Here is a 19,507-nt window from a genome sequence, read left to right as displayed (position 1 = left end):
CGCCTGCCAGATAAAGAAGGACGGAGGCCTTGGCAAGGCCGAAATGCAAAAGGCCGCCCCGAAGGGCGGCCCCGTGTCCGAAGACGATGCTTACATCGTTTCCAGGATCGTTTCGAGTTCGCTTTCGGTCAGGCCGTCGCCTTCGACTTCCTCGTTGATCTCATTGATCTGGATCGGCGTCAGCGTCGTGACGTCGAGGTTCGGGTCCAGCGTGCGGAGCTGCTCGATGGCGCCGGAGTCCAGCTGCGTGTCGCCCGGTGCAGCGGTCTGCGCGAAGGCGGCGCCCGACAGGGCAACCAGGGCGGCAGTGGTCAGTGCGAGAACTTTCATAGGGTATCCTTCCGTCTTCTGTGAAGCGGCTGGGCCGCGTAGGGCATCCGCTCGAAGGCGGCTACGGTGAAGGAACGTGGGAATTCGGGGAAAAGTTCAACTTTCGCACGACATTTTTTAACGGAACCAAACAGCAAAGCCGCCCGTTGGGGCGGCCCTGCATGCAGAGGCTGCATCAGCCTTGAAAGCTTATTGCGCCAGAATGGTGCGCAGTTGCGGTTGGGTAAGACCTTCATCCGACGACACCGAGTTGTTGATCTCACGCACCTGAATCGGGGTCAGCGTGTCCACTTGAACGTCCGGTGCTAGGGTCGAGATCGTCACTTCCGAAGCCGAGGACAGGTTCGACGAAGCCGCCGAAGCCACGCCGGCAAAAGCCAGAAGAGCGGCGGATGCGAGAGCGATACGTGTCATGATATGTTCCATTTTGCTTTTTATAGGCGACTTTCTTCGTCGTCCCTTCCCATATGCACACGCGCATCATCGTTGAAAAGACCCATGCAGGCAGGATTTTTAGCTACGTTCTACGATTTAAACATTGCTTCAGCAAAGCCCCGTTACAAAACTGTTTCATATCATTTACTTATGATCCTATCTATATGGCTCCAATGTGACATGCGGAATCTGCATGGCCGTCATGCAACCGCCTCTTCTCACCCCAGAAACAGCTCAGGCGTCGCAAAACGCAAAAAGCCGCCCCTAAGGGCGGCTTTCCTGCAGATCCTAAAGGTTTCGGATCAGGCGATGATTTTCGAGACGACGCCGGCGCCGACGGTGCGGCCACCTTCACGGATGGCAAAGCGCAGCTTCTCTTCCATGGCGATCGGCGCGATCAGTTCGACGTTGAACTTCAGGTTGTCGCCCGGCATCACCATCTCGGTGCCTTCCGGCAGCTGGACGGTGCCCGTCACGTCCGTCGTGCGGAAGTAGAACTGCGGACGGTAGTTCGCGAAGAACGGCGTGTGGCGGCCGCCTTCCTCTTTGGTGAGGATGTAGGCTTCGGCTTCGAACTTCGTGTGCGGCTTCACCGAACCCGGCTTGCACAGCACCTGGCCGCGCTCGATGCCTTCACGGTCCACACCGCGCAGCAGAAGGCCGACGTTGTCGCCCGCTTCGCCCTGGTCCAGCAGCTTGCGGAACATCTCGACGCCCGTGCAGACGGTCTTCTTGGTGTCGCGGATGCCGACGATCTCGACTTCCTCGCCCACCTTCACCACGCCACGCTCCACGCGGCCCGTGGCCACCGTGCCGCGGCCGGAGATCGAGAACACGTCCTCGACCGGCATCAGGAAGGGCTGGTCCACGGCGCGTGCCGGGGTCGGGATGTATTCGTCCACGGCCGCGATCAGCGCGCGGATGGAGTTCTCGCCGATCTCGGGATCGCGGCCTTCCATGGCGGCCAGGGCCGAGCCCTTGATGATCGGAATGTCGTCGCCCGGGTAGTCGTAGGACGACAGAAGCTCGCGCACTTCCATCTCGACCAGTTCCAGCAGCTCTTCGTCATCCACCTGGTCGACCTTGTTCAGGTAGACGACCATGTAGGGGATGCCGACCTGACGGCCCAGCAGGATGTGCTCGCGCGTCTGGGGCATCGGGCCGTCGGCCGCGTTCACCACCAGGATCGCGCCGTCCATCTGCGCCGCACCCGTGATCATGTTCTTCACGTAGTCGGCGTGGCCGGGGCAGTCCACGTGCGCGTAGTGGCGGTTCGCCGACTCGTACTCCACGTGCGCCGTCGAGATCGTGATCCCGCGGGCCTTCTCTTCCGGGGCGCCGTCGATCTGGTCGTACGCGCGGAACTCGCCGAAGTACTTCGTGATCGCCGCCGTCAGCGTCGTCTTGCCGTGGTCAACGTGACCGATCGTGCCAATGTTGACGTGCGGTTTCGTCCGTTCAAACTTTGCCTTTGCCATCGTGGGCGCCTCGAAGTTTCGGGGGCCCACCGGGCCCGGTTCATACCGCGCGGCAAATACTCACCAACGCGCGGAAAATCAAGTGTCAGTTGACAGATGTCCCCAGCGGGGCTGCGGTTGGCGCGGCCACCACCACGGGGGCGGTGCCCGTTTCCGGAACGGGGGCCGGCGACTGGATGTCGAACCATTCCGGGTTCTCCTGGAACCACTGCTCGACCCGCTTGGCCGCGTTGTAGGCCAGCGATTCCATCTGCCGGTCGCGCCCGCGGATCAGGCCGGAGCCGAGGATGTTCGCGCCCGCATCCTCCCAAAGGGTGATCTGCTTGCCCTCGGCGTTCAGCTTCTTCTGCGCCGCGTCGTCCCAGACGTTCGCGGTGATGACCAGCACGGATTTCGGCGCGGCCACCACCGGGATGCCGGGGGGCGCCAGCGCATAGCCGTCCACGCTGATCCCGATGTTGTAGAGCTTCGAGCCGTTGTAGCGGCCGAACCGCTGGTCCACCGCCTCGGTGATCGCGGCCTCCCATTCATCCGCCGTGGCGGTGCGTGAGATCGGCACCTTCTCGGCGTTGTCGGCCACGGCGATGTTCAGGCCCAGCCGGAAGTTGCCCATGTCCACCGGCGGTTCTTCCAGGTCGCTGCGCCCGCAGGCGGAAACGGCGGCTAGACCGGCGCAAAGGGCAAGAAGGCGGATCAGCATGCATCACTCCCATGGGGGTCGGCGCCACAGTAGGGGGAACGCGGGAGGCCGCAAGCCCCAAACGCGCGCCCGTCGGAAACGCTCATCGGAAACGCCCCCTAGAAGCGGTTGTCGCGGGGAAAGCCGCGCGGCGCCATGCGGCCTGCGGTCGCGCGGGCGGCCAGCCATTCGGTCAGGTCCGTTTCGCGCCGGTTGCGCCCGCCTTCCAGCTGCCAGGCGATGCCGTCGGACAGGTTGAAGGTGATCGCGTCGGACAGGCCCCCGTCCTTGTAGCGCTGAAGGCGCACGCCCTTGCCCTTGCCCATCTCGGGCAGTTCCGCGATCGGGAACACCAGCATCTTGCGGTTGTCGCCCACCACCGCGACGTAATCCCCGCTCACCGGCTTCACCAGCGCCGTCTTCGCGCCGTCCTTCACCGTCAACACGGCCTTGCCGGCGCGGGTCTGGGCCACGGCCTCCTCGGCCGGCAGGATGAACCCGTCCCCGGCGGTGGAGGCGATGAGCCACTTCATCCCCGGCTTCCAGATCACGAGGTCGGTGACCTCCGCCTCGTTCGGCAGGTCCACCATCAGGCGCACAGGTTCGCCCATGCCCCGCCCGCCGGGCAGGTTCGCCCCAATCAGCGTGTAAAAGCGCCCGTTCGACCCGACCAGAAGGATCTTGTCGGTGGTTTCGGCGTGGAAGATGAAGCGCGGCCCGTCGCCATCCTTGAACTTCACCTCCTGATCCAGCGCGACATGGCCCTTCATCGCGCGGATCCAGCCCATCTGCGAACAGATGACGGTGATCGGCTCCCGCTCGATCATGGCCTCGAAGGGAACGTCCTCGATCACGCCGGCCTCGGCGAAGGCCGAACGGCGGGCGCCCAGGGGGGTGGCCTTGCCGAAGGACTTCTGGATCGCCCCCAGCTCCTTGCCGATGGCCTTCCACTGCCGCGCCTCGCTTTCCAGCAGGGCGTGCAGGTTGGCGCGTTCGGCCACCAGCGCGTCGCGCTCGGCCAGAAGCTCCATCTCCTCCAGCCGCCGCAAGGAACGCAGGCGCAGGTTCAGGATTGCCTCGGCCTGCACGTCCGACAGCGTTCCCGTCCCGGTGGGGGAAATGTAGTCCGCCTCCGACAGTGCCTTTGGACGGGTCAGCGTCCAGTCCTCGGCCATCAGGGCGCGCTTTGGGTTGTCGTCATAGCGGATGATGTCGATGACACGGTCCAGATGCAGGAAGGCGGTGATCAGGCCCTCCAGCACCTCCAGCTGATGGTCGATCTTGTCCAGCCGGTGCTGGCTGCGCCGCACCAGAACCTCGCGCCGGTGATCAAGGAAGGCGCGCAGCACCTCCTTCAGCGAGCACACCTTAGGGGTGCGCCCGTCGATCAGCACGTTCATGTTCAGGCTGAAGCGCGTTTCCAGGTCCGAGTTCTTGAAGAGCATCCCCATCAGCATCTCGGGCTCCACCGTCCGCGCGCGCGGCTCCAGCACGATGCGGATGTCGTCGGCCGATTCGTCGCGCACATCGGCCAGAAGCGGCACCTTGCGGGTCTGGATCAGCTCAGCCAACCGCTCGATCAGCTTGGACTTCTGGACCTGATACGGAATCTCCGTGACCACGATCTGCCAGTTGCCGCGGCCCAGATCCTCCTTCTCCCACTTGGCACGCGTGCGGAACGACCCGCGGCCCGTGCGATAGGCCTCCAGGATGACCGGGCGCGGCTCCACGATGATGCCGCCGGTGGGGAAGTCGGGGCCGGGCACCAGATCCACCAGCGCCTCGTCCGACAAGTCGGGCGTGCGGATCATCGCCTGACAGGCGTCGATCAGTTCGTGCAGGTTGTGGGGCGGAATGTTCGTGGCCATCCCCACCGCGATGCCCGACGCGCCGTTGGCCAGCAGGTTCGGGAAGGCCGCCGGCATGACCACCGGCTCTTCCAGCGTGCCGTCGTAGTTGGGGCGGAAATCGACCGAATTCTCGGCCAGCCCCTCCATCAGCGTTTCCGCGATCGGGGTCAGCCGCGCCTCGGTGTAGCGGCTCGCGGCGGGGTTGTCGCCGTCGATGTTGCCGAAGTTGCCCTGCCCGTCCACCAGCGGATAGCGGACGTTGAAATCCTGCGCCAGCCGCGCCATCGCGTCATAGATCGCGGCGTCACCGTGCGGGTGGTAGTTGCCCATCACGTCGCCCGAGATCTTGGCCGATTTCCGGAAGCCCCCGGTGGGCGACAGCCGCAACTCGCGCATGGCGTAAAGGATGCGCCGGTGCACCGGCTTCAACCCGTCCCGCGCGTCCGGCAACGCACGGTTCATGATCGTCGACAGAGCATAGGTCAGGTACCGCTCGCCAATGGCGCGCGACAAGGGTTCGAAGGTCAGTGCGGGTTCGTTCGGGGCATCGGTCATGCCCCTTCCTCTAGTCCCCCGCGCGACGCCGGTCCAGAGGCCGGAACCTTTTCACGTCTGCGAGATTGTGCCTGCAACCAGCAAGATCCTGCCGAGCGAGGACGCCAAATGATCCGCATGACCCTGATTCTGAGCGCTGCCGTTTATGTCACCATGGTCGTGGCGGGCACGGACGGCAAGGTGCGCGCCGGTCTGGCACAGGCCGAGGCCCGACCGGCCGTGGAAACCTACCGCTACATCCCCGTGCCCCAACAGGTCGCCGCCGTTCAGGCCCCCGCCACCGTTCTTCCGACCGCCGTCGTGACCGCGGCCGCCCTGAACCTGCGCGCCGGCCCGTCCACCGGCAGCGAAGCGCTGGACAAGCTGAGCCATGGGGAGGAGGTCACCGTGGTGTCGACCAAGGGCCAGTGGACGCAGATCCGCCTGGAAGGCAGCGGCGGCGAAGGCTGGGTCGCGTCCGAATACCTCGCAGAGATGCCCGTGCGGATGGCCGGCAACTGAACGCTGGCCTTTGCCCCGCGCGCGTTCCATAACGGCCGCATGACAAGGTCCATCCTCATCACCGGCTGCTCCTCCGGGATCGGTTACGACGCGGCCAAGGGGCTGCACGCGCGCGGCTGGCGCGTCTTCGCCACCTGCCGCTCGGCCGAGGATTGCGAGCGTCTGGCGGCCGAGGGGCTGGAAAGCTTCCCCTTGGATCTCGACAGCCCGGCCTCGATCCAGGGGGCGCTGGATCAGGTTCTGGCCCGTACGGGCGGCACGCTGGACGCGCTTTACAACAACGGCGCCTTCGCCTGCCCCGGCGCAGTGGAGGACATTCCCCGCGACGCCCTGCGCGCGATCTTCGAGACGAACCTGTTCGGCACCCACGACCTGACCCGCCGCGTGATCCCGGTCATGCGCAAGCAGGGGCACGGGCGCATCCTCAACTGCTCCTCGGTGCTGGGCTTCGTCGGCGCGAAATGGCGCGGGGCCTATGCCTCCACCAAGTTCGCGATGGAAGGGCTGACCGACATCCTGCGGATGGAGATGGAGGGCACGGGCATCCACGTGGTCCTGATCCAGCCCGGTCCGATCACCTCGGACCTGCGGCGCAAGGCCATTCCGCATTTCGAGCGTTGGATCGACTGGAAGGCCGCCGCCCGCGCCGACGAGTATCGCGGCCTGCTGCACCGCCTTTATGAGGAAAAGACCCCCGACCGCTGGGAACTGCCGGCCCGCGCCGTGACCGACGTGATCGCCCGCGCGCTGGAGGCCGAGCGCCCCCGCGCCCGCTACCGCATCACGACGCCCACAAAGGCCATGGCCGTGGCCAAACGCCTCCTCCCCACCTCCACCCTTGACCGTTTGCTGAGCCGCGCATGACTCCCCTGACCGACCAGGCCGTCTTCATCCTTGCGGGCATCGGCGCTATTGCCGTGCTGGGGATCGCTATGATCCTCCTCAGCTGGACGACCGAGGACGAAAAGCGCAACCGCCGGATGCGCGCGGCGCGGGCCGGCGCGCTGGGCCTGATCTTTCTGGTGATCCTTCTGATCGCGTGGCGCGTGAAGAACGGATGACGGGGGCGGTTGTCTTCCGGACGCTTTCGGTTTGTATTCGACCGACGCCGGCCCCCGGGCCGACAAATGACGAACGGCCTTTGGCCATGATGATGTGGAGAAGCGGATGAAGGTCCTGGTGCCGGTCAAACGCGTGATCGACTACAACGTGAAGGTTCGCGTGAAGGCGGACGGATCGGGTGTCGATCTGGCGAATGTGAAGATGTCGATGAACCCCTTCGACGAGATCGCGGTGGAGGAGGCGATCCGCCTGAAGGAAAAGGGCGTCGCGACCGAGGTGGTGGTGGTGTCCATCGGCGTGAAGCAGGCGGGCGACACGCTGCGCACGGCCATGGCCATGGGCGCCGACCGCGCGATCCTTGTGACGGCGGCCGAGGATGCGGCGACCGACATCGAGCCCTTGGCCGTGGCGAAGATCCTCGCCGGGGTTGTGAAGGCCGAGGAACCCGCGCTGGTGATCGCCGGCAAGCAGGCGATCGACAACGACATGAACGCCACGGGGCAGATGCTGTCGGCCCTGCTGGGCTGGGGCCAGGCGACCTTTGCATCGAAGCTGGAGGTCGAGGGCGGCGCGGCCCTCGTCACGCGCGAGATCGACGGCGGGATGCAGACGATCCGCGTGGCGCTGCCCGCGATCGTCACGGCCGACCTGCGTTTGAACGAGCCGCGCTATGCCAGCCTTCCCAACATCATGAAGGCCAAGAAGAAGCCGCTGGAGGAGAAGACACCCGCCGATTACGGCGTGGACGTCTCCCCCCGCCTGACGGTCCTGAAGACCGAGGAGCCGGCGCTGCGGCAGGCCGGGATCAAGGTCAGCTCGGTGGACGAGCTGGTGGTGAAACTGAAAGAGGCGGGGGTGCTCTGATGGCCGTTCTTCTTCTGGCCGAGGCGGGCAGCCTCGATGCGACGGCGCGGGCGCTGACGGCGGCGAAAACCCTGGGCGAGGTGACGGCGCTGGTGGTCGGGCCCGACGCCTCGGGTGTGGCGGCGCTGGACGGGATCGCAAAGGTTCTACACGCCGCGGCCGACCATGTCCTGGCCGAACCCGTGGCCACGCTGATCGCGGGGATGTCGGGGTTCAGCCACGTGGTGGCGCCTTCCACCTCGGACACGCGCAACATCCTGCCGCGGGTGGCGGCCCTTCTGGACGTGATGATCATCCCCGACGTGCTGGCGGTGGTGGACGAGGCGACCTTCACCCGCACGGCCTATGCCGGCAACGCGGTGCAGACGGTGCGTTCGGCCGATCCCGTGAAGGTGCTGACGGTGCGCACCACAGCCTTCGCCCCCGCCGGCACCGGCGCCCCCGCCCCGGTGGAGGCGGTGACGCTGGCCGATGCGGGCCTGTCCTCTTGGGTCGCCGACCACATCGCCGCCACCGACCGGCCGGACCTGGGGTCGGCGAAGATCGTCGTGTCGGGCGGCCGCGGCGTGGGGTCGGAGGAGAACTTCGCGATCGTCACCGCGCTGGCCGACAAGCTGGGCGCGGCCGTGGGCGCCTCGCGCGCGGCGGTGGACGCGGGCTACGCCCCCAACGACTGGCAGGTGGGGCAGACGGGCACGGTGGTGGCGCCGGACCTTTACATCGCCTGCGGCATCTCGGGCGCGATCCAGCATCTGGCGGGCATGAAGGACAGCAAGGTCATCGTCGCCCTCAACAAGGACGAGGACGCGCCGATCTTCCAAGTCGCCGACTACGGCCTCGTCGGCGACATCTTCGAACTCGTCCCGGAACTGACCAGAAAGGTCTAATGCTCCTCGCCGAAGCGGTTGGCCACCAGCGTTTCCAGCGCGTCGGCCAGCGCTTCGGCCTCCGGCCCCGTGGTGACGACCCCGATGCTGGTCCCGCGCGAAGCGGCCAGCATCAGAAGCCCCATGATCGAATCGCCCGACACATCCATTCCGTCCTTGGACACGGTGGCGGCGGCGTTGAACTCCTCCACCACCTCCACGAAGCGGGCCGAGGCGCGCGCGTGCAGGCCCTTTTCGTTGACGATGCGCAAGTCGCGACGGATCACTGTGCTTCACCCAGATCAAGGCTGTTGATGTACTTGCGCCCCGCGTCCAGGGCCAGCGCCACCGCGTCCTGCACCGGCAGTTCGCGCGATTTTGCCAGCTTGATCAGCATGGGCAGGTTCGCGCCATAGATGATGCGCCGGTTGCGCCCCGCGCAGGCCGGAAGCGACAGGTTCGACGGCGATCCTCCGAACATGTCCGTCACCACCACCACGCCGCCCCCGCTGTCCACGGCCTGCGCGGCGGCGCTGATCTCGGCCTGCTTGGCGATGCGGTCGTGCTCGTCCTCGATCGTGATGGCCGCCATCGCGGGCTGTTTGCCCACGACATGCTCCACCGCCGAGAGGTATTCCCTCGCCAATCCGCCATGCGCCACGATGACGATACCGATCACGCGTTCATCCTGCCTGCGTCGGGAGCGTCACGGCCACCCTGCGTTCGAGTTCACGATGCCGTTTTGACACCGGCCAGCCTTGCTGTGCAAGCACATAGGCCAACATTTCCACAAGCGCGACTGAACGGTGCTGCCCGCCCGTGCAGCCGAAGCCGATCGTCAGGTGCGCCTTCCCTTCTTTCTGCTGCGCGGGCATCAGGAACAGGACCAGATCGCGGACGCGGGTGAAGAACTCCTCGAAGTTCGGATCCTGACGGATGTGCTCCACCACCGCCGCATCCCGCCCGTCCAGTTCGCGCAGCGCCGGCACCCAGTGCGGGTTCGACAAAAAGCGGCAGTCGAAGATCATGTCGACGCCGCGCGGCACCCCGCGCTTGTAGGAAAAGGACTGCACCGCCACCGACATGCGGGACGCGTCGTCCCGGTCGTACCAGCGGGCAATCTCGGCCTTCAGGTCGTGGGGGGACATGTCGGTCGTGTCGATCAGGTTGTCGGCGCGCACGCGCACGGGCGCCAGAAGGTCAACCTCGCGCGCGATGGCCTCGGCCGGTTCCAGCCCCAGGGGGTGACGCCGCCGGGTCTGGTTGTAGCGGCGGATCAGCTCGTCCGCCGAACAGTCCAGATACAGCACGTCGAGCGAGACTTCGGGCCGGCGGGTCAGCCGGTCGATCAGCTCGATCAGGGCGGTGGCCGCGAAATCGCGGTTGCGCACGTCCAGCCCCAGCGCGATCGGCCCCACGGGCGCGCCGTCCACCAGCCGCGGCACGAGGCTGAGGGGGAGGTTGTCGATGACCTCGTAGCCCAGATCCTCCAGCGCGTTGATGGCCGTCGACCGCCCGGCGCCCGAAGGGCCGGTGACCAGAACCAGCTGGTGTCCTTCCGTGATCGACGCCCGATCGCTCACGCCTGTCGCCCACCCTTCAGATATTGCAAGATCGCATAAGCAAGGTGACCGCGCCCCTGCCCCAACACAAGGGGCAGTCGCATGTCGTGCACAAGACTGTGACGCATTTGCGGCAACCGATCGGGCTCCGGCTGCCCCAGATCCACCGCCAACACCAGCCGTGCGGGGGCATGGTCGGCGCGCAGCAGGCCCACGCCCCGCGCCTCGATCAGCCCTGCGAGGGCGGCGGGGGCGCGGGCGGTCAGGTCGGGGCCGACCTCTGTCCGGTCGTCGGCGATCAGAACGGCACCATGGGCCATCAGCTCCAGCGCCAATGTCGACTTGCCGCTGCCCGACGGGCCGAGGATCAGCACCCCCCGCCCCTGCCAGGCGACCGACGACGCGTGCAGGATCACGCGGGAAGCCCGATCACGAAACGCGCGCCCCCGCCGGGGATGTTCTCGGCCCAGATCACGCCGTGATGCGCCTCGACGATCTGGCGCGAGATGGAAAGGCCCAGCCCCGAATGTTCGCCGAACTGACGTTCGGGCCGTTCGGAATAGAAGCGCCGGAAGATCTGAGTCAGCGCCTCCTCGGGGATGCCGGGGCCCTGATCCTCCACCACCACCAGCGCGCGGCCGGCGCGGTGATGGGCCCAGACGCGCACGGTGTCGCCGGGGGCCGAAAAGGACAGCGCGTTGGAGATCACGTTGACGAAGACCTGCGCCAGCCGCGCCTCCAGCCCCTGAAGGGCGATGGTGGTGTCGGGCAGGTCGGCGACCAGCGCCACCCCCTGCTCGGACGCCTGATGGCGCATGTGGTCGGTCAGCCCGCGCAGCATGGCTGTCAGGTCGACGGGCTCCTCCTCCTCCTTCACCAGCTCGCTGTCCAGGCGCGAGGCGTTGGAGATGTCAGTCACCAGACGGTCCAGCCGCCGCACGTCGTGGTCGATGATGTCCATCAGCCGCGCGCGCTGATCCTCGCGCGCCACGCGCAGCGTGTCGACGGCGGAGCGGAGGGAGGCGAGCGGGTTCTTGATCTCGTGCGCCACATCGGCGGCGAACTGTTCGTTCGTGTCGATGCGGTCGTACAGCGCGTCCACCATGCCGCGCAGCGCTTCGGACAGGCGGCCGATCTCGTCCGGGCGGGCGGTCATGTCCGGCAGGGCCACCCGCCCTTCCTCGCGGCGGCCGGCGGCGGCGGTCAGGTCGCGCAGGGGCCGCGCGATGCGCGACGCCAGCGTCAGGCTGAGACCCACCGACACCAGAAGCGCCGCGGCGAAGATGGTCAGCATCCGGCGGTAATCCTGCTGCACCACCCCGTTCACCATGGCCAGCGATTCGCGCAGGACCACGCGGCCACCCCCCGCAACCGGCGCCTCGGCGCTGAGCCAGGGGTTCCCGTCCTGCAGCGAAAGGCGTGTCCAGAGGCCGGGCGGCTGTGGCGCGGGCCCACGCAGGGTGGACAGGACCGAGCCGCCCGCCGACAGAAGCGTGACCTCCTGCCCCGTGGTGGGCGGCACCGCTTCCAGCCCGTCGCCTTCGGCCACCTCGGCCGCGATCAGGCGGGTCTGAAGGGCCAGCACCTCCTCGCGCTGCTGCACCATCATCTCGCGCGTGGGGCTGAGGACCAGCATCGCCGCCAGCATCATCCCGAGCGAGACAAGATTAAAGCCCACCATCCGGCGCCAGAGCCGGGAGCCGACGAAACGCTGCAGCCTGTTCCCCCGCACCGTGCTCATCACTCACACTTCGTTGTAGCGATAGCCGATGCCGTAAAGTGTCTCGATCGCCGAGAAGGAGGGATCGACGATCCGCAGCTTCTTGCGCAGCCGCTTGATGTGGCTGTCGATGGTGCGGTCGTCCACGTGCACCTCGTTGGGATAGGCGTCCTGCATCAGCTGGTCGCGGGTCTTCACGAAGCCGGGGCGGCCGGCCAGCGATTGCAGCAGCAGGAACTCCGTCACGGTCAGGTTGATCTCTTGCCCGCGCCAGTTCACGGCGTGGCGCAGCGCGTCCATCTGAAGGTGCCCCCGGTCCAGAAGGTGTCGGGCATCGTCGGGGCTCGCGCGTTCGGTGCGCGCGGCGTGGCGGCGCAGCACCGCGCGGATCCGTTCCACCAGAAGCCGCTGCGAGAAGGGCTTCTTCATGTAATCGTCCGCGCCCATCCGCAGGCCCAGGATCTCGTCGATCTCGTCATCCTTGGAGGTGAGGAAGATCACCGGCAGCGCGCTGATCTGGCGCAGGCGCTGCAACAGGTCCATGCCGTCCATGCGGGGCATCTTGATGTCCAGCACGGCCATGTCCGGCAGGCGGCGGGCGAATCCGTCCAGCGCGCTCTGGCCGTCGCTGAAGGTTTCCACGTCGAAGCCTTCCGCCTCCAGCGCCATCGACACCGATGTCAGAATGTTGCGGTCATCATCCACAAGCGCGATACGCGACATCGGCGGCCAAGTCTTTCAAAGGTGTTAACGTTTGCTCTCGCCTTCTTCCATTACCCAGAATCACTTACAACCGGCAATCGTGATCCTGCCCTTTTCGCGGCGGGGCGCCGCCGCACTGGGCGAAGGACCGCCCGCCGTCCGCCATGGTTGCGCTAAACAGGCTCTGGTTGCGCTAACGCACTGATTCCGGCCTATTCTTTTCAAAATTCCCCATGCTATACGAAAAATCGTCACATGGCGGCAGCATGGGACCGGTCCCGGATTTTGGGGCCGAAACCGGGGTTAAGATGCCGCGTGCCGCGGCATTGGGGAGCTTGCAAATGACGATTGGACGCGTGAATCCGGCGAAGACACTGGACGATCAGGGCATCACCGGACTGGGCAAGGTCCACTACAACCTGACCGAACCGGGGCTGATGGAAGCCGCCGTCGCGCGCGGCGAAGGCCGCATCGGCCAAGGCGGCACGTTCCTCGTCTCCACCGGGGCCTATACGGGCCGTTCGCCCAAGGACAAGCACGTCGTGCGCACGCCGGGCGTGGAAGACACCATCTGGTGGGACAACAACGCCGCGATGGAGCCTGAGGCCTTCGACCGCCTGTATGACGACATGCTGGCCCACATGAAGGGCAAGGACTATTTCGTCCAGGACCTGTATGCCGGCGCCGACGCGCTGCACCGGCTGGACGTGCGCGTGGTCACCGAACTGGCTTGGCACGGCCTGTTCATCCGCCACCTGCTGCGCCGCCCCGACCGTTCGGAACTGGACGCCTTCGCCCCCGACTTCACGATCATCAACTGCCCCAGCTTCAAGGCCGACCCCGCCCGCCACGGCTGCCGCTCCGACACGGTCATCGCGCTGAACTTCGAACGCAAGCTGATCCTGATCGGCAACACCGAATACGCGGGCGAAAACAAGAAGTCCGTCTTCACGCTGCTGAACTACATCCTGCCGGAAAAGGGCGTGATGCCGATGCACTGCTCGGCCAACCACGCGGTCGGCAACCCGGTCGACACGGCCGTGTTCTTCGGCCTGTCGGGCACCGGCAAGACGACGCTGTCGGCCGATCCGTCGCGCGTTCTGATCGGCGATGACGAACACGGCTGGTCGGACCGCGGCACCTTCAACTTCGAAGGCGGCTGCTATGCCAAGACTATCTCCCTTTCGGCCGAGGCGGAGCCGGAGATCTATGCCACCACCCAGAAGTTCGGCACCGTGATCGAGAACATGGTCTTCGATCCCGAAACGCTGGATCTGGATTTCGAGGATGCGAGCCTGACGCAGAACATGCGCTGCGCTTATCCGCTGGACTACATCTCCAACGCCTCCGACACGGGTCTGGGCGGGCACCCGAAGAACGTGATCCTGCTGACCTGCGACGCTTATGGCGTGCTGCCGCCCATCGCGCGGCTGACGCCGGCGCAGGCGATGTACCACTTCCTGTCGGGCTTCACGTCGAAGACGCCGGGCACGGAACGTGGCGTGGTCGAACCCATCCCCACCTTCTCCACCTGCTTCGGGGCGCCCTTCATGCCGCGCCGTCCGGAAGTCTATGGCAAGCTCTTGCAGGAAAAGATCGCCAAGCACGGCGCGTCCTGCTGGCTGGTGAACACCGGCTGGACCGGCGGTGCCTATGGCACGGGCAAGCGGATGCCGATCAAGGCCACCCGCGCCCTGCTGACGGCCGCGCTGGACGGCAGCCTGGACAGCGTGCAGTTCCGCAAGGACCCGAACTTCGGGTTTGAGGTTCCCGTCGATGTGCCGGGCGTGGATGCGAAGCTGCTGGACCCGCGTTCGACCTGGGCCGATGCGGCCGCCTATGACGCGCAGGCCAAGAAGCTGGTGACGATGTTCGCCGACAACTTCGCCCAATACGTGCCCTACATCGACGCGGACGTGAAGGCCGCCGCGATCGGCTGACCCTTCCGCCGGGGGTTCACCCGGCGGCAAACTCGCGCCGGCCCACCACGCGGGCCGGCACCCCCACGGCGATGGACATGGCGGGAATGTCCGATGTCACCACGGCCCCGGCCCCCACGATCGCGCCATCGCCGATCGTCACGCCCGGCAGCACCAGAACCCGCGTTCCCAGCCAGACATCGTTGCCGATGATGACGTCCCCCTCGCTCATCGGCTGGTCGTTGACGGGGTGCCCTTCGTTGAAGCGGTAGTTCGCGGCGGTGACCATCACCTCCGGCCCGAACAGCACGTCGTTCCCCAGCACGATCCGCCCACGCCCCGGACCCGCCCATAGCTTGCAATAGGCGCCCAGACGCAGCCTTGCCCCCGCCTCGATCCGTTCGGGATGGCTGAAGGACACGTTGGGGCTGATGGCGGCGCCCGGCCCCATCCGCACCGCGCGCAGCGGCGCCACATGGGTGTAGTTGTAGTAGTTCACCACCTTGAACACGTGCAGCCAAGCCCGTGGATCCACGACGGAGCCGAGCAGGCGGACAAGCTTGCGCATCTTCGACAGGCGCGTCTTCTGAACGGGAAGATCGGTCACCGGAAGCTTCCTTCATCGGGGCCGTGCAGGCGCACAAAGCCGGTCATGCCTTTGCGTCAGGTGACCTCATGCCGGCACATCCGTCCAGTGGCAAAAGCAGGTCGTCACATCAGCGCCTGCCGGATCAGGTTGAGGCCGGTCGCGATCAGGAAGATCTGCGTCCAGCGGCGGAACACCTTCTGGTCGAACCGGTCCTGCACCTTCTGCCCCAGCAGCATGCCGGCGAAGGCCGGAACGGACAGCGCGGCCGAGAACAGAAGCCGGTCCCCCGTCAGCAGCCCCGTGGTCAGATGGGCGCAGAGCAGGGCAAAGGCCCCCACCATGAAGACGATCCCCTGCATCCGGATGTTCAGCGCCTTCGGATGATCCACCCCCAGCAGGAAGATGATCAGCGGCGGTCCCCAGATGCCTGACACGCCGCCATAAAGCCCTGCCAGCGCGCCCAGACCCCATTCGGCCGGAACCTGATGTTCGGGCCGGATCGCGAGGCTCCGCCCCGACAGCTGCAGCAGGGCGTAAAGCGTGATGGGCACGCCCAAGAGCAGCAGGAACGCCACATGCGGGATTGAATCGGCAAAGGGCGCCGACACGAAGATGAAGACGATCGTCGCGATCACGAAGCGGCGGATGCCCCAAGCGGCCTCCCCCGCCGGGCGCAGGCCGTTGCGGAAGGACTGGTGGATGTTTGTCGTCAGCGTGGGCAGGATCAGCCCCGCCAGCGCGTATTCCGGCGACAGGAAGGTGGAAAAGAGTGCCACCATGACGATGGGCATGGCAAAGCCGATCGCCCCCTTCACGACACCCGCGATCAGCGTCACCCCCATGGCGGCCCAGAAGGCGGCCTCTGGCAATCCTGCGATCTGGTCCATCCCGCGCCTCCCCCGTCCCCCGGCTATTCCTCGGCCTTCGGGCCGCCGGATGCAACCCGCAGCAGAAGATCGACCAGCCGGGACCGCGCCTCGGGCAGGTCGCGGTCCAGCGCGCGGGCCAGGAAATGGGCCGTCAGGGCGAACCCCTCGCGCCAGCCTTCGGCCCCGCCGCCCTGGCCCAGAAGAACGGCGGGAAGGGGCAGCAACCGGTCCGCCCAGTCGCCCGCCCCTGCGCGCGACACGGCCCGCCCGGTGCGCGGGCTGACGAAGACCAGATCGTCCGCCTGTCCCGTCACGGCGCAGCGGGTCAGGTCCAGCCCGAAGCCCACCTCCTCCATCAGGCGCAGTTCCCAGCGAAGGTAGTCGGTGCCCCAGTCGGCAGTCCCAAGATCGTCAAGAAGGCGCATGGTCACGGCGAACAGGGCTGGATGGGCCTCACGCTCGGGCAGCAGAAGGCGCAGCATGGCACAGACGGCGTTCAGGCCCGCCAGCGCCAGGCGATCCTGAAGCACGCTTCGACTGCGCAGGGGTTCGACGTGAAAGGTGCCCAGCTGGTCGTCCAGCCGCGCGCGCCATGTCACGTCCAGCTGGTTGCCGGGCTGCAGCATGGCCGCCATCCGGCGCGAGGCGCCGCCATGCACCAGCCCCGCATGGCGCCCATGCGCCGCGGTGAACACCTCGATGATCGCGGCGCTTTCCCCGTGCCGACGCACGGACAGAAGCGCACCTTCGTCCCGCCATTCCATGACGTATCAAGTATCGGAAAGACCCGGTTCGTCCAGTAGAGTTCGCCCCTTGCGATCCTCCACCTCGATCACCCAGAGGTCGCGGTCGAAGCCGCGCTGCCGGGTGATGGCCGCGTCCACCTCCGCCTCGGCCCCTTCGGCCAGCACGACCCAGGCGCGATCGCCCGTCATCAGGTCGAAGCTGCGCTGGAAGGCCTTCGCCTGCCCGTCCAGCGTCGCCAGCTTCACCAGCACCGCGCCCGCGGTGGGATCGCCCTTGGCGGTGACAAAGGCGGGGATGTCGGCCAGCCGCAACCGGGCCAGATAGGCGCGGACCCAGAAGTCCGCGGTCAGTCGGCTCAAGCGTTGCCGTCCTTGAAGTCGAGGCCCATCTCCGTGTAGCGCTCCGGCTCTTCCAGCCAGTTCGGGCGGACCTTCACCTGCAGGAACAGGTGCGCGGGGCGGCCGATGAATTCGGTGATGTCGATGCGGGCGGCCTGCCCCACCTGCTTGATCGTCTCGCCCTTGTTGCCCAGCACGATGCCCTTGTGGCCGTCGCGGGCGACATAGACGATCTGGTCGATGCGGGTGGATCCATCGGGGCGGTCCTCCCACTTCTCCGTTTCCACCGTCAACTGGTAGGGCAGTTCCTCGTGCAGGCGCAGGGTCAGCTTCTCGCGCGTGATCTCGGCGGCGATGACGCGCATCGGCAGGTCGGCGATCTGGTCCTCGGGATAGAACCACTCCCCTTCCGGCATCTGCGAGGCCAGCCACTGCTTCAGCCGGTCCACGCCATGCCCCTTCTCGGCCGAGATCATGAAGGTCTCGATGAAGGGAAAGGCCTCGTTCATGTCCTTGGCAAGGCCCAGAAGCGCCTCGGCCTTCACGCGGTCGATCTTGTTGATGGCCAGCGCCACGCGCACGCCCTGCGGCACCCGGTCCTTCAGCGAATCGATGATCGAGGCGGCACCCTCGGTCAGGCCGCGATGCGCCTCGATCAGAAGGACGATCAGGTCGGCATCGGCGGCCCCGCCCCAGGCGGCGGCGACCATCGCGCGGTCCAGACGGCGGCGCGGGCGGAACAGGCCGGGCGTGTCCACGAAGACGATCTGCGCGTCGCCTTCCATGGCGACGCCGCGGATGCGGGCGCGGGTGGTCTGCACCTTGTGGGTGACAATGGACACCTTCGCGCCCACCATGCGGTTCAGCAGGGTGGATTTGCCGGCGTTCGGCTCTCCGATCAGGGCGACGAAGCCTGCGCGTGTCATCTCAATTCTCCATCCGCGCCAGAAGCGCCTTGGCGGCCGCCTGTTCGGCGGCGCGTTTCGTGCGGGCGGTGGCCCGCTCGGTCTCGCCCGAATCCAGCCGGACCTCGACCGTGAACACAGGTTCATGATCGGGGCCCGAACGGTCAAGCGCCGTGTAGCTTGGCGGCTGCTGCCCGCGCGCCTGCGCCCATTCCTGAAGCGCGGTCTTGGGGTCGCGCGCGTCCACGTCGGCCGAGGCGATGCGTTCGCCCCACAGGCGCAGGATCATGTCGCGCGCGGCCTCGAACCCGGCGTCCAGATAGACGGCGGCGATCACCGCCTCCATCGCGTCGCCCAGCAGCGCTTCCTTGCGGCGGCCACCCGACATCATCTCGGATCGGCCCAGCTTCAACGCCTCACCGACGCCGCATTCCTTTGCGACAGCGGCGCAGGTTTCCTTGCGCACCAGCGCGTTCAGGCGCGGGGCCAGCTGCCCCTCGGCGGCGGCGCGGTCGGCCCGGACCAGCGCATCGGCGATCGACAGGCCCAGCACGCGGTCGCCCAGAAACTCCATCCGTTCGTTGGACGGGCGCGTGGCCGAAGCGATGGACGAATGCGTCAACGCCCGAACCAGAAGTTCGGGACGCTGGAAATCATGCCCCAGACGGGTCTGAAGCGCGCGGAGATCGGCGGAGAGTTTCAATCCACCGCCTTGAAGAAGCGGTCGGCGCGCCACGTCCAGAAGTACAGCAGCGATCGCCCGGCGGAGGAGAACATGATCCGGTCGGCGCGGCCGATCAGGTATTCGGCGGGCACCATGCCCACGCCGCCCACGGCCTGGCTGAAGCGGCTGTCCTCGGAATTGTCGCGGTTGTCGCCCATGAAGAAGTAGTGGCCCCCCGGAACCGTGTAGACGTCCGTGTTGTCGGCAAAGCCGGTCGGGTCGATGTCCAGGACGTCATGCGCCACGCCGTTCGGCAGCGTTTCGGTGAAGCGCGGCTTTTCGCAGGTGCCGCCCTGGCCCACGGGCGCGTTGGCGCAGCGCGGCAGGTTTCCCATCGGGCCCTGCGGCTCGTACGTCTCGGCGAAGGTGCCGTTCGGGGTCTGGGGCACTTCCTGACCGTTGATCCACAGCACGCCGTTCCGCATCTGCACCGTGTCGCCCGGCAGGCCGATCAGGCGCTTGATGAAGTCGGCGCCGCTGACAGGATGGCGGAACACCACCACGTCGCCGCGCTCCGGCTCCGACGCGAAGATGCGGCCCGAGATGGGGCACAGCGCGAAGGGGCAGGAGAATTTGGAATAGCCGTAGGCCATCTTGTTCACGAACAGGAAATCGCCAATCAGCAGCGTGTCCTTCATCGATCCCGAGGGGATCCAGAAGGGCTGGAAGAACAGCGTGCGGAACACCGCCGCGATCAGCAGCGCGTAGACGACCGTCTTGATCGTCTCTACGACGCCGCCCTTTTCCTCGGTCTTCTTCCTGCGTGCGAACATGGATGGCCCCTTGTGATCCGGCGCTTCATGCGCGGGGGC

The 19,507-nt window shown here is 66.7% G+C and carries 24 protein-coding genes; 6 read left to right on the top strand and 18 right to left on the bottom strand.

Annotated elements, in window-relative coordinates:
- Positions 1 to 90 precede the first annotated feature (90 nt).
- The 5 genes from PIJ50_RS13155 to parC form a co-directional block, all read right to left on the bottom strand.
- Entirely contained in the window at positions 91 to 330 is a 240-nt protein-coding gene (locus PIJ50_RS13155) for a hypothetical protein (RefSeq protein WP_271975896.1), read from the bottom strand.
- Positions 331 to 519: 189 nt separating this feature from the next.
- Complete coding sequence (locus PIJ50_RS13150; RefSeq protein WP_271975895.1) at positions 520 to 744, bottom strand: hypothetical protein; 225 nt, start codon at positions 742 to 744, stop codon at positions 520 to 522.
- Positions 745 to 1,067: 323 nt separating this feature from the next.
- Positions 1,068 to 2,243: an elongation factor Tu gene (gene tuf, locus PIJ50_RS13145; protein ID WP_271975894.1), complete on the bottom strand. Its 1,176-nt coding sequence runs from the start codon at positions 2,241 to 2,243 to the stop codon at positions 1,068 to 1,070.
- Positions 2,244 to 2,328: 85 nt separating this feature from the next.
- Entirely contained in the window at positions 2,329 to 2,943 is a 615-nt protein-coding gene (locus PIJ50_RS13140) for a hypothetical protein (RefSeq protein ID WP_271975893.1), read from the bottom strand.
- 98 nt (positions 2,944 to 3,041) lie between these two features.
- The gene (gene parC / locus PIJ50_RS13135) at positions 3,042 to 5,327 is read right to left on the bottom strand and encodes a DNA topoisomerase IV subunit A (RefSeq protein ID WP_271975892.1); all 2,286 of its coding nucleotides are present in this window, start codon (positions 5,325 to 5,327) and stop codon (positions 3,042 to 3,044) included.
- Between the two features lie 117 nt (positions 5,328 to 5,444).
- Here parC and PIJ50_RS13130 point away from each other — a divergent pair, with 117 nt between their 5' ends.
- From PIJ50_RS13130 to PIJ50_RS13110, 5 genes are all read left to right on the top strand, one after another.
- Positions 5,445 to 5,828: an SH3 domain-containing protein gene (locus PIJ50_RS13130; protein ID WP_271975891.1), complete on the top strand. Its 384-nt coding sequence runs from the start codon at positions 5,445 to 5,447 to the stop codon at positions 5,826 to 5,828.
- Between the two features lie 39 nt (positions 5,829 to 5,867).
- A complete protein-coding gene (locus PIJ50_RS13125) occupies positions 5,868 to 6,692 on the top strand; it encodes an SDR family NAD(P)-dependent oxidoreductase (protein WP_271975890.1) in 825 nt (274 codons plus the stop codon).
- Complete coding sequence (locus tag PIJ50_RS13120; RefSeq protein WP_271975889.1) at positions 6,689 to 6,889, top strand: hypothetical protein; 201 nt, start codon at positions 6,689 to 6,691, stop codon at positions 6,887 to 6,889. Before PIJ50_RS13125 ends, PIJ50_RS13120 begins: the two co-directional genes overlap by 4 nt.
- Positions 6,890 to 6,995: 106 nt before the next feature.
- On the top strand, positions 6,996 to 7,754 hold the full coding sequence (locus PIJ50_RS13115) for an electron transfer flavoprotein subunit beta/FixA family protein (protein ID WP_271975888.1): 759 nt from the start codon (positions 6,996 to 6,998) through the stop codon (positions 7,752 to 7,754).
- Positions 7,754 to 8,641: an electron transfer flavoprotein subunit alpha/FixB family protein gene (locus PIJ50_RS13110; protein WP_271975887.1), complete on the top strand. Its 888-nt coding sequence runs from the start codon at positions 7,754 to 7,756 to the stop codon at positions 8,639 to 8,641. The genes PIJ50_RS13115 and PIJ50_RS13110 overlap by 1 nt, the downstream gene beginning before the upstream one ends.
- On the opposite strand, the gene PIJ50_RS13105 is transcribed toward PIJ50_RS13110, so the two are convergent.
- The 6 genes from PIJ50_RS13105 to PIJ50_RS13080 are packed head-to-tail and all read right to left on the bottom strand — an operon-like array spanning position 8,638 to position 12,625.
- Positions 8,638 to 8,907, bottom strand: coding sequence for an HPr family phosphocarrier protein (locus PIJ50_RS13105; RefSeq protein WP_271975886.1), 270 nt, complete (start codon positions 8,905 to 8,907; stop codon positions 8,638 to 8,640). The genes PIJ50_RS13110 and PIJ50_RS13105 overlap by 4 nt on opposite strands.
- The gene (locus PIJ50_RS13100) at positions 8,904 to 9,299 is read right to left on the bottom strand and encodes a PTS sugar transporter subunit IIA (RefSeq protein WP_271975885.1); all 396 of its coding nucleotides are present in this window, start codon (positions 9,297 to 9,299) and stop codon (positions 8,904 to 8,906) included. The genes PIJ50_RS13105 and PIJ50_RS13100 overlap by 4 nt, the downstream gene beginning before the upstream one ends.
- Before the next feature lie 4 nt (positions 9,300 to 9,303).
- Positions 9,304 to 10,203, bottom strand: coding sequence for an RNase adapter RapZ (gene rapZ / locus PIJ50_RS13095; RefSeq protein ID WP_271975884.1), 900 nt, complete (start codon positions 10,201 to 10,203; stop codon positions 9,304 to 9,306).
- Positions 10,200 to 10,598 carry an HPr kinase/phosphorylase gene (locus PIJ50_RS13090; protein ID WP_271975883.1) on the bottom strand — a complete coding sequence of 133 codons (399 nt, stop codon included), beginning with the start codon at positions 10,596 to 10,598 and terminating at the stop codon, positions 10,200 to 10,202. The genes rapZ and PIJ50_RS13090 overlap by 4 nt, the downstream gene beginning before the upstream one ends.
- Positions 10,595 to 11,923, bottom strand: a complete 1,329-nt coding sequence (locus PIJ50_RS13085; RefSeq protein WP_271975882.1) for an ATP-binding protein — start codon at positions 11,921 to 11,923, stop codon at positions 10,595 to 10,597. The genes PIJ50_RS13090 and PIJ50_RS13085 overlap by 4 nt, the downstream gene beginning before the upstream one ends.
- Positions 11,924 to 11,926: 3 nt before the next feature.
- Positions 11,927 to 12,625: a response regulator transcription factor gene (locus PIJ50_RS13080; protein ID WP_271975881.1), complete on the bottom strand. Its 699-nt coding sequence runs from the start codon at positions 12,623 to 12,625 to the stop codon at positions 11,927 to 11,929.
- A gap of 320 nt (positions 12,626 to 12,945) precedes the next feature.
- On the opposite strand from PIJ50_RS13080, the gene PIJ50_RS13075 reads away from it, so the two are divergent.
- Complete coding sequence (locus tag PIJ50_RS13075) at positions 12,946 to 14,544, top strand: phosphoenolpyruvate carboxykinase (protein ID WP_271975880.1); 1,599 nt, start codon at positions 12,946 to 12,948, stop codon at positions 14,542 to 14,544.
- Positions 14,545 to 14,560: 16 nt separating this feature from the next.
- Here PIJ50_RS13075 and PIJ50_RS13070 read toward each other — a convergent pair whose 3' ends face one another.
- The 7 genes from PIJ50_RS13070 to lepB form a co-directional block, all read right to left on the bottom strand.
- A complete protein-coding gene (locus tag PIJ50_RS13070) occupies positions 14,561 to 15,130 on the bottom strand; it encodes an acyltransferase (RefSeq protein WP_271975879.1) in 570 nt (189 codons plus the stop codon).
- Positions 15,131 to 15,234: 104 nt separating this feature from the next.
- Positions 15,235 to 15,999: a sulfite exporter TauE/SafE family protein gene (locus tag PIJ50_RS13065; protein WP_271975878.1), complete on the bottom strand. Its 765-nt coding sequence runs from the start codon at positions 15,997 to 15,999 to the stop codon at positions 15,235 to 15,237.
- A 23-nt stretch (positions 16,000 to 16,022) separates the two neighbouring features.
- Positions 16,023 to 16,745 carry a DNA repair protein RecO gene (gene recO, locus PIJ50_RS13060; protein ID WP_271975877.1) on the bottom strand — a complete coding sequence of 241 codons (723 nt, stop codon included), beginning with the start codon at positions 16,743 to 16,745 and terminating at the stop codon, positions 16,023 to 16,025.
- A 6-nt stretch (positions 16,746 to 16,751) separates the two neighbouring features.
- Positions 16,752 to 17,087 carry a DUF1491 family protein gene (locus tag PIJ50_RS13055; protein ID WP_271975876.1) on the bottom strand — a complete coding sequence of 112 codons (336 nt, stop codon included), beginning with the start codon at positions 17,085 to 17,087 and terminating at the stop codon, positions 16,752 to 16,754.
- The gene (gene era, locus PIJ50_RS13050) at positions 17,084 to 17,992 is read right to left on the bottom strand and encodes a GTPase Era (protein ID WP_271975875.1); all 909 of its coding nucleotides are present in this window, start codon (positions 17,990 to 17,992) and stop codon (positions 17,084 to 17,086) included. The genes PIJ50_RS13055 and era overlap by 4 nt, the downstream gene beginning before the upstream one ends.
- A 1-nt stretch (position 17,993) precedes the next feature.
- Positions 17,994 to 18,674, bottom strand: coding sequence for a ribonuclease III (gene rnc / locus PIJ50_RS13045; RefSeq protein WP_271975874.1), 681 nt, complete (start codon positions 18,672 to 18,674; stop codon positions 17,994 to 17,996).
- A complete protein-coding gene (lepB, locus tag PIJ50_RS13040; RefSeq protein ID WP_271975873.1) occupies positions 18,671 to 19,468 on the bottom strand; it encodes a signal peptidase I in 798 nt (265 codons plus the stop codon). The genes rnc and lepB overlap by 4 nt, the downstream gene beginning before the upstream one ends.
- Between the last annotated feature and the right edge of the window lie 39 nt (positions 19,469 to 19,507).

The organism is Falsirhodobacter sp. 20TX0035 (assembly GCF_028307215.1).
Classification (GTDB): Bacteria; Pseudomonadota; Alphaproteobacteria; order Rhodobacterales; family Rhodobacteraceae; genus Falsirhodobacter.
This window is presented reverse-complemented; position numbering and strand designations above follow the sequence as displayed.

Excerpts from the sequence above, each read along its gene's own strand:
- PIJ50_RS13155 (WP_271975896.1), bottom strand. The coding sequence starts at position 330 with ATGAAAGTTCTCGCACTGACCACTGCCGCCCTGGTTGCCCTGTCGGGC.
- PIJ50_RS13150 (WP_271975895.1), bottom strand. The coding sequence starts at position 744 with ATGACACGTATCGCTCTCGCATCCGCCGCTCTTCTGGCTTTTGCCGGC.
- tuf (WP_271975894.1), bottom strand. The coding sequence starts at position 2,243 with ATGGCAAAGGCAAAGTTTGAACGGACGAAACCGCACGTCAACATTGGC.
- PIJ50_RS13140 (WP_271975893.1), bottom strand. The coding sequence starts at position 2,943 with ATGCTGATCCGCCTTCTTGCCCTTTGCGCCGGTCTAGCCGCCGTTTCC.
- parC (WP_271975892.1), bottom strand. The coding sequence starts at position 5,327 with ATGACCGATGCCCCGAACGAACCCGCACTGACCTTCGAACCCTTGTCG.
- PIJ50_RS13130 (WP_271975891.1), top strand. The coding sequence starts at position 5,445 with ATGACCCTGATTCTGAGCGCTGCCGTTTATGTCACCATGGTCGTGGCG.
- PIJ50_RS13125 (WP_271975890.1), top strand. The coding sequence starts at position 5,868 with ATGACAAGGTCCATCCTCATCACCGGCTGCTCCTCCGGGATCGGTTAC.
- PIJ50_RS13120 (WP_271975889.1), top strand. The coding sequence starts at position 6,689 with ATGACTCCCCTGACCGACCAGGCCGTCTTCATCCTTGCGGGCATCGGC.
- PIJ50_RS13115 (WP_271975888.1), top strand. The coding sequence starts at position 6,996 with ATGAAGGTCCTGGTGCCGGTCAAACGCGTGATCGACTACAACGTGAAG.
- PIJ50_RS13110 (WP_271975887.1), top strand. The coding sequence starts at position 7,754 with ATGGCCGTTCTTCTTCTGGCCGAGGCGGGCAGCCTCGATGCGACGGCG.
- PIJ50_RS13085 (WP_271975882.1), bottom strand. The coding sequence starts at position 11,923 with ATGAGCACGGTGCGGGGGAACAGGCTGCAGCGTTTCGTCGGCTCCCGG.
- PIJ50_RS13080 (WP_271975881.1), bottom strand. The coding sequence starts at position 12,625 with ATGTCGCGTATCGCGCTTGTGGATGATGACCGCAACATTCTGACATCG.
- PIJ50_RS13075 (WP_271975880.1), top strand. The coding sequence starts at position 12,946 with ATGACGATTGGACGCGTGAATCCGGCGAAGACACTGGACGATCAGGGC.
- PIJ50_RS13065 (WP_271975878.1), bottom strand. The coding sequence starts at position 15,999 with ATGGACCAGATCGCAGGATTGCCAGAGGCCGCCTTCTGGGCCGCCATG.
- recO (WP_271975877.1), bottom strand. The coding sequence starts at position 16,745 with ATGGAATGGCGGGACGAAGGTGCGCTTCTGTCCGTGCGTCGGCACGGG.
- era (WP_271975875.1), bottom strand. The coding sequence starts at position 17,992 with ATGACACGCGCAGGCTTCGTCGCCCTGATCGGAGAGCCGAACGCCGGC.
- lepB (WP_271975873.1), bottom strand. The coding sequence starts at position 19,468 with ATGTTCGCACGCAGGAAGAAGACCGAGGAAAAGGGCGGCGTCGTAGAG.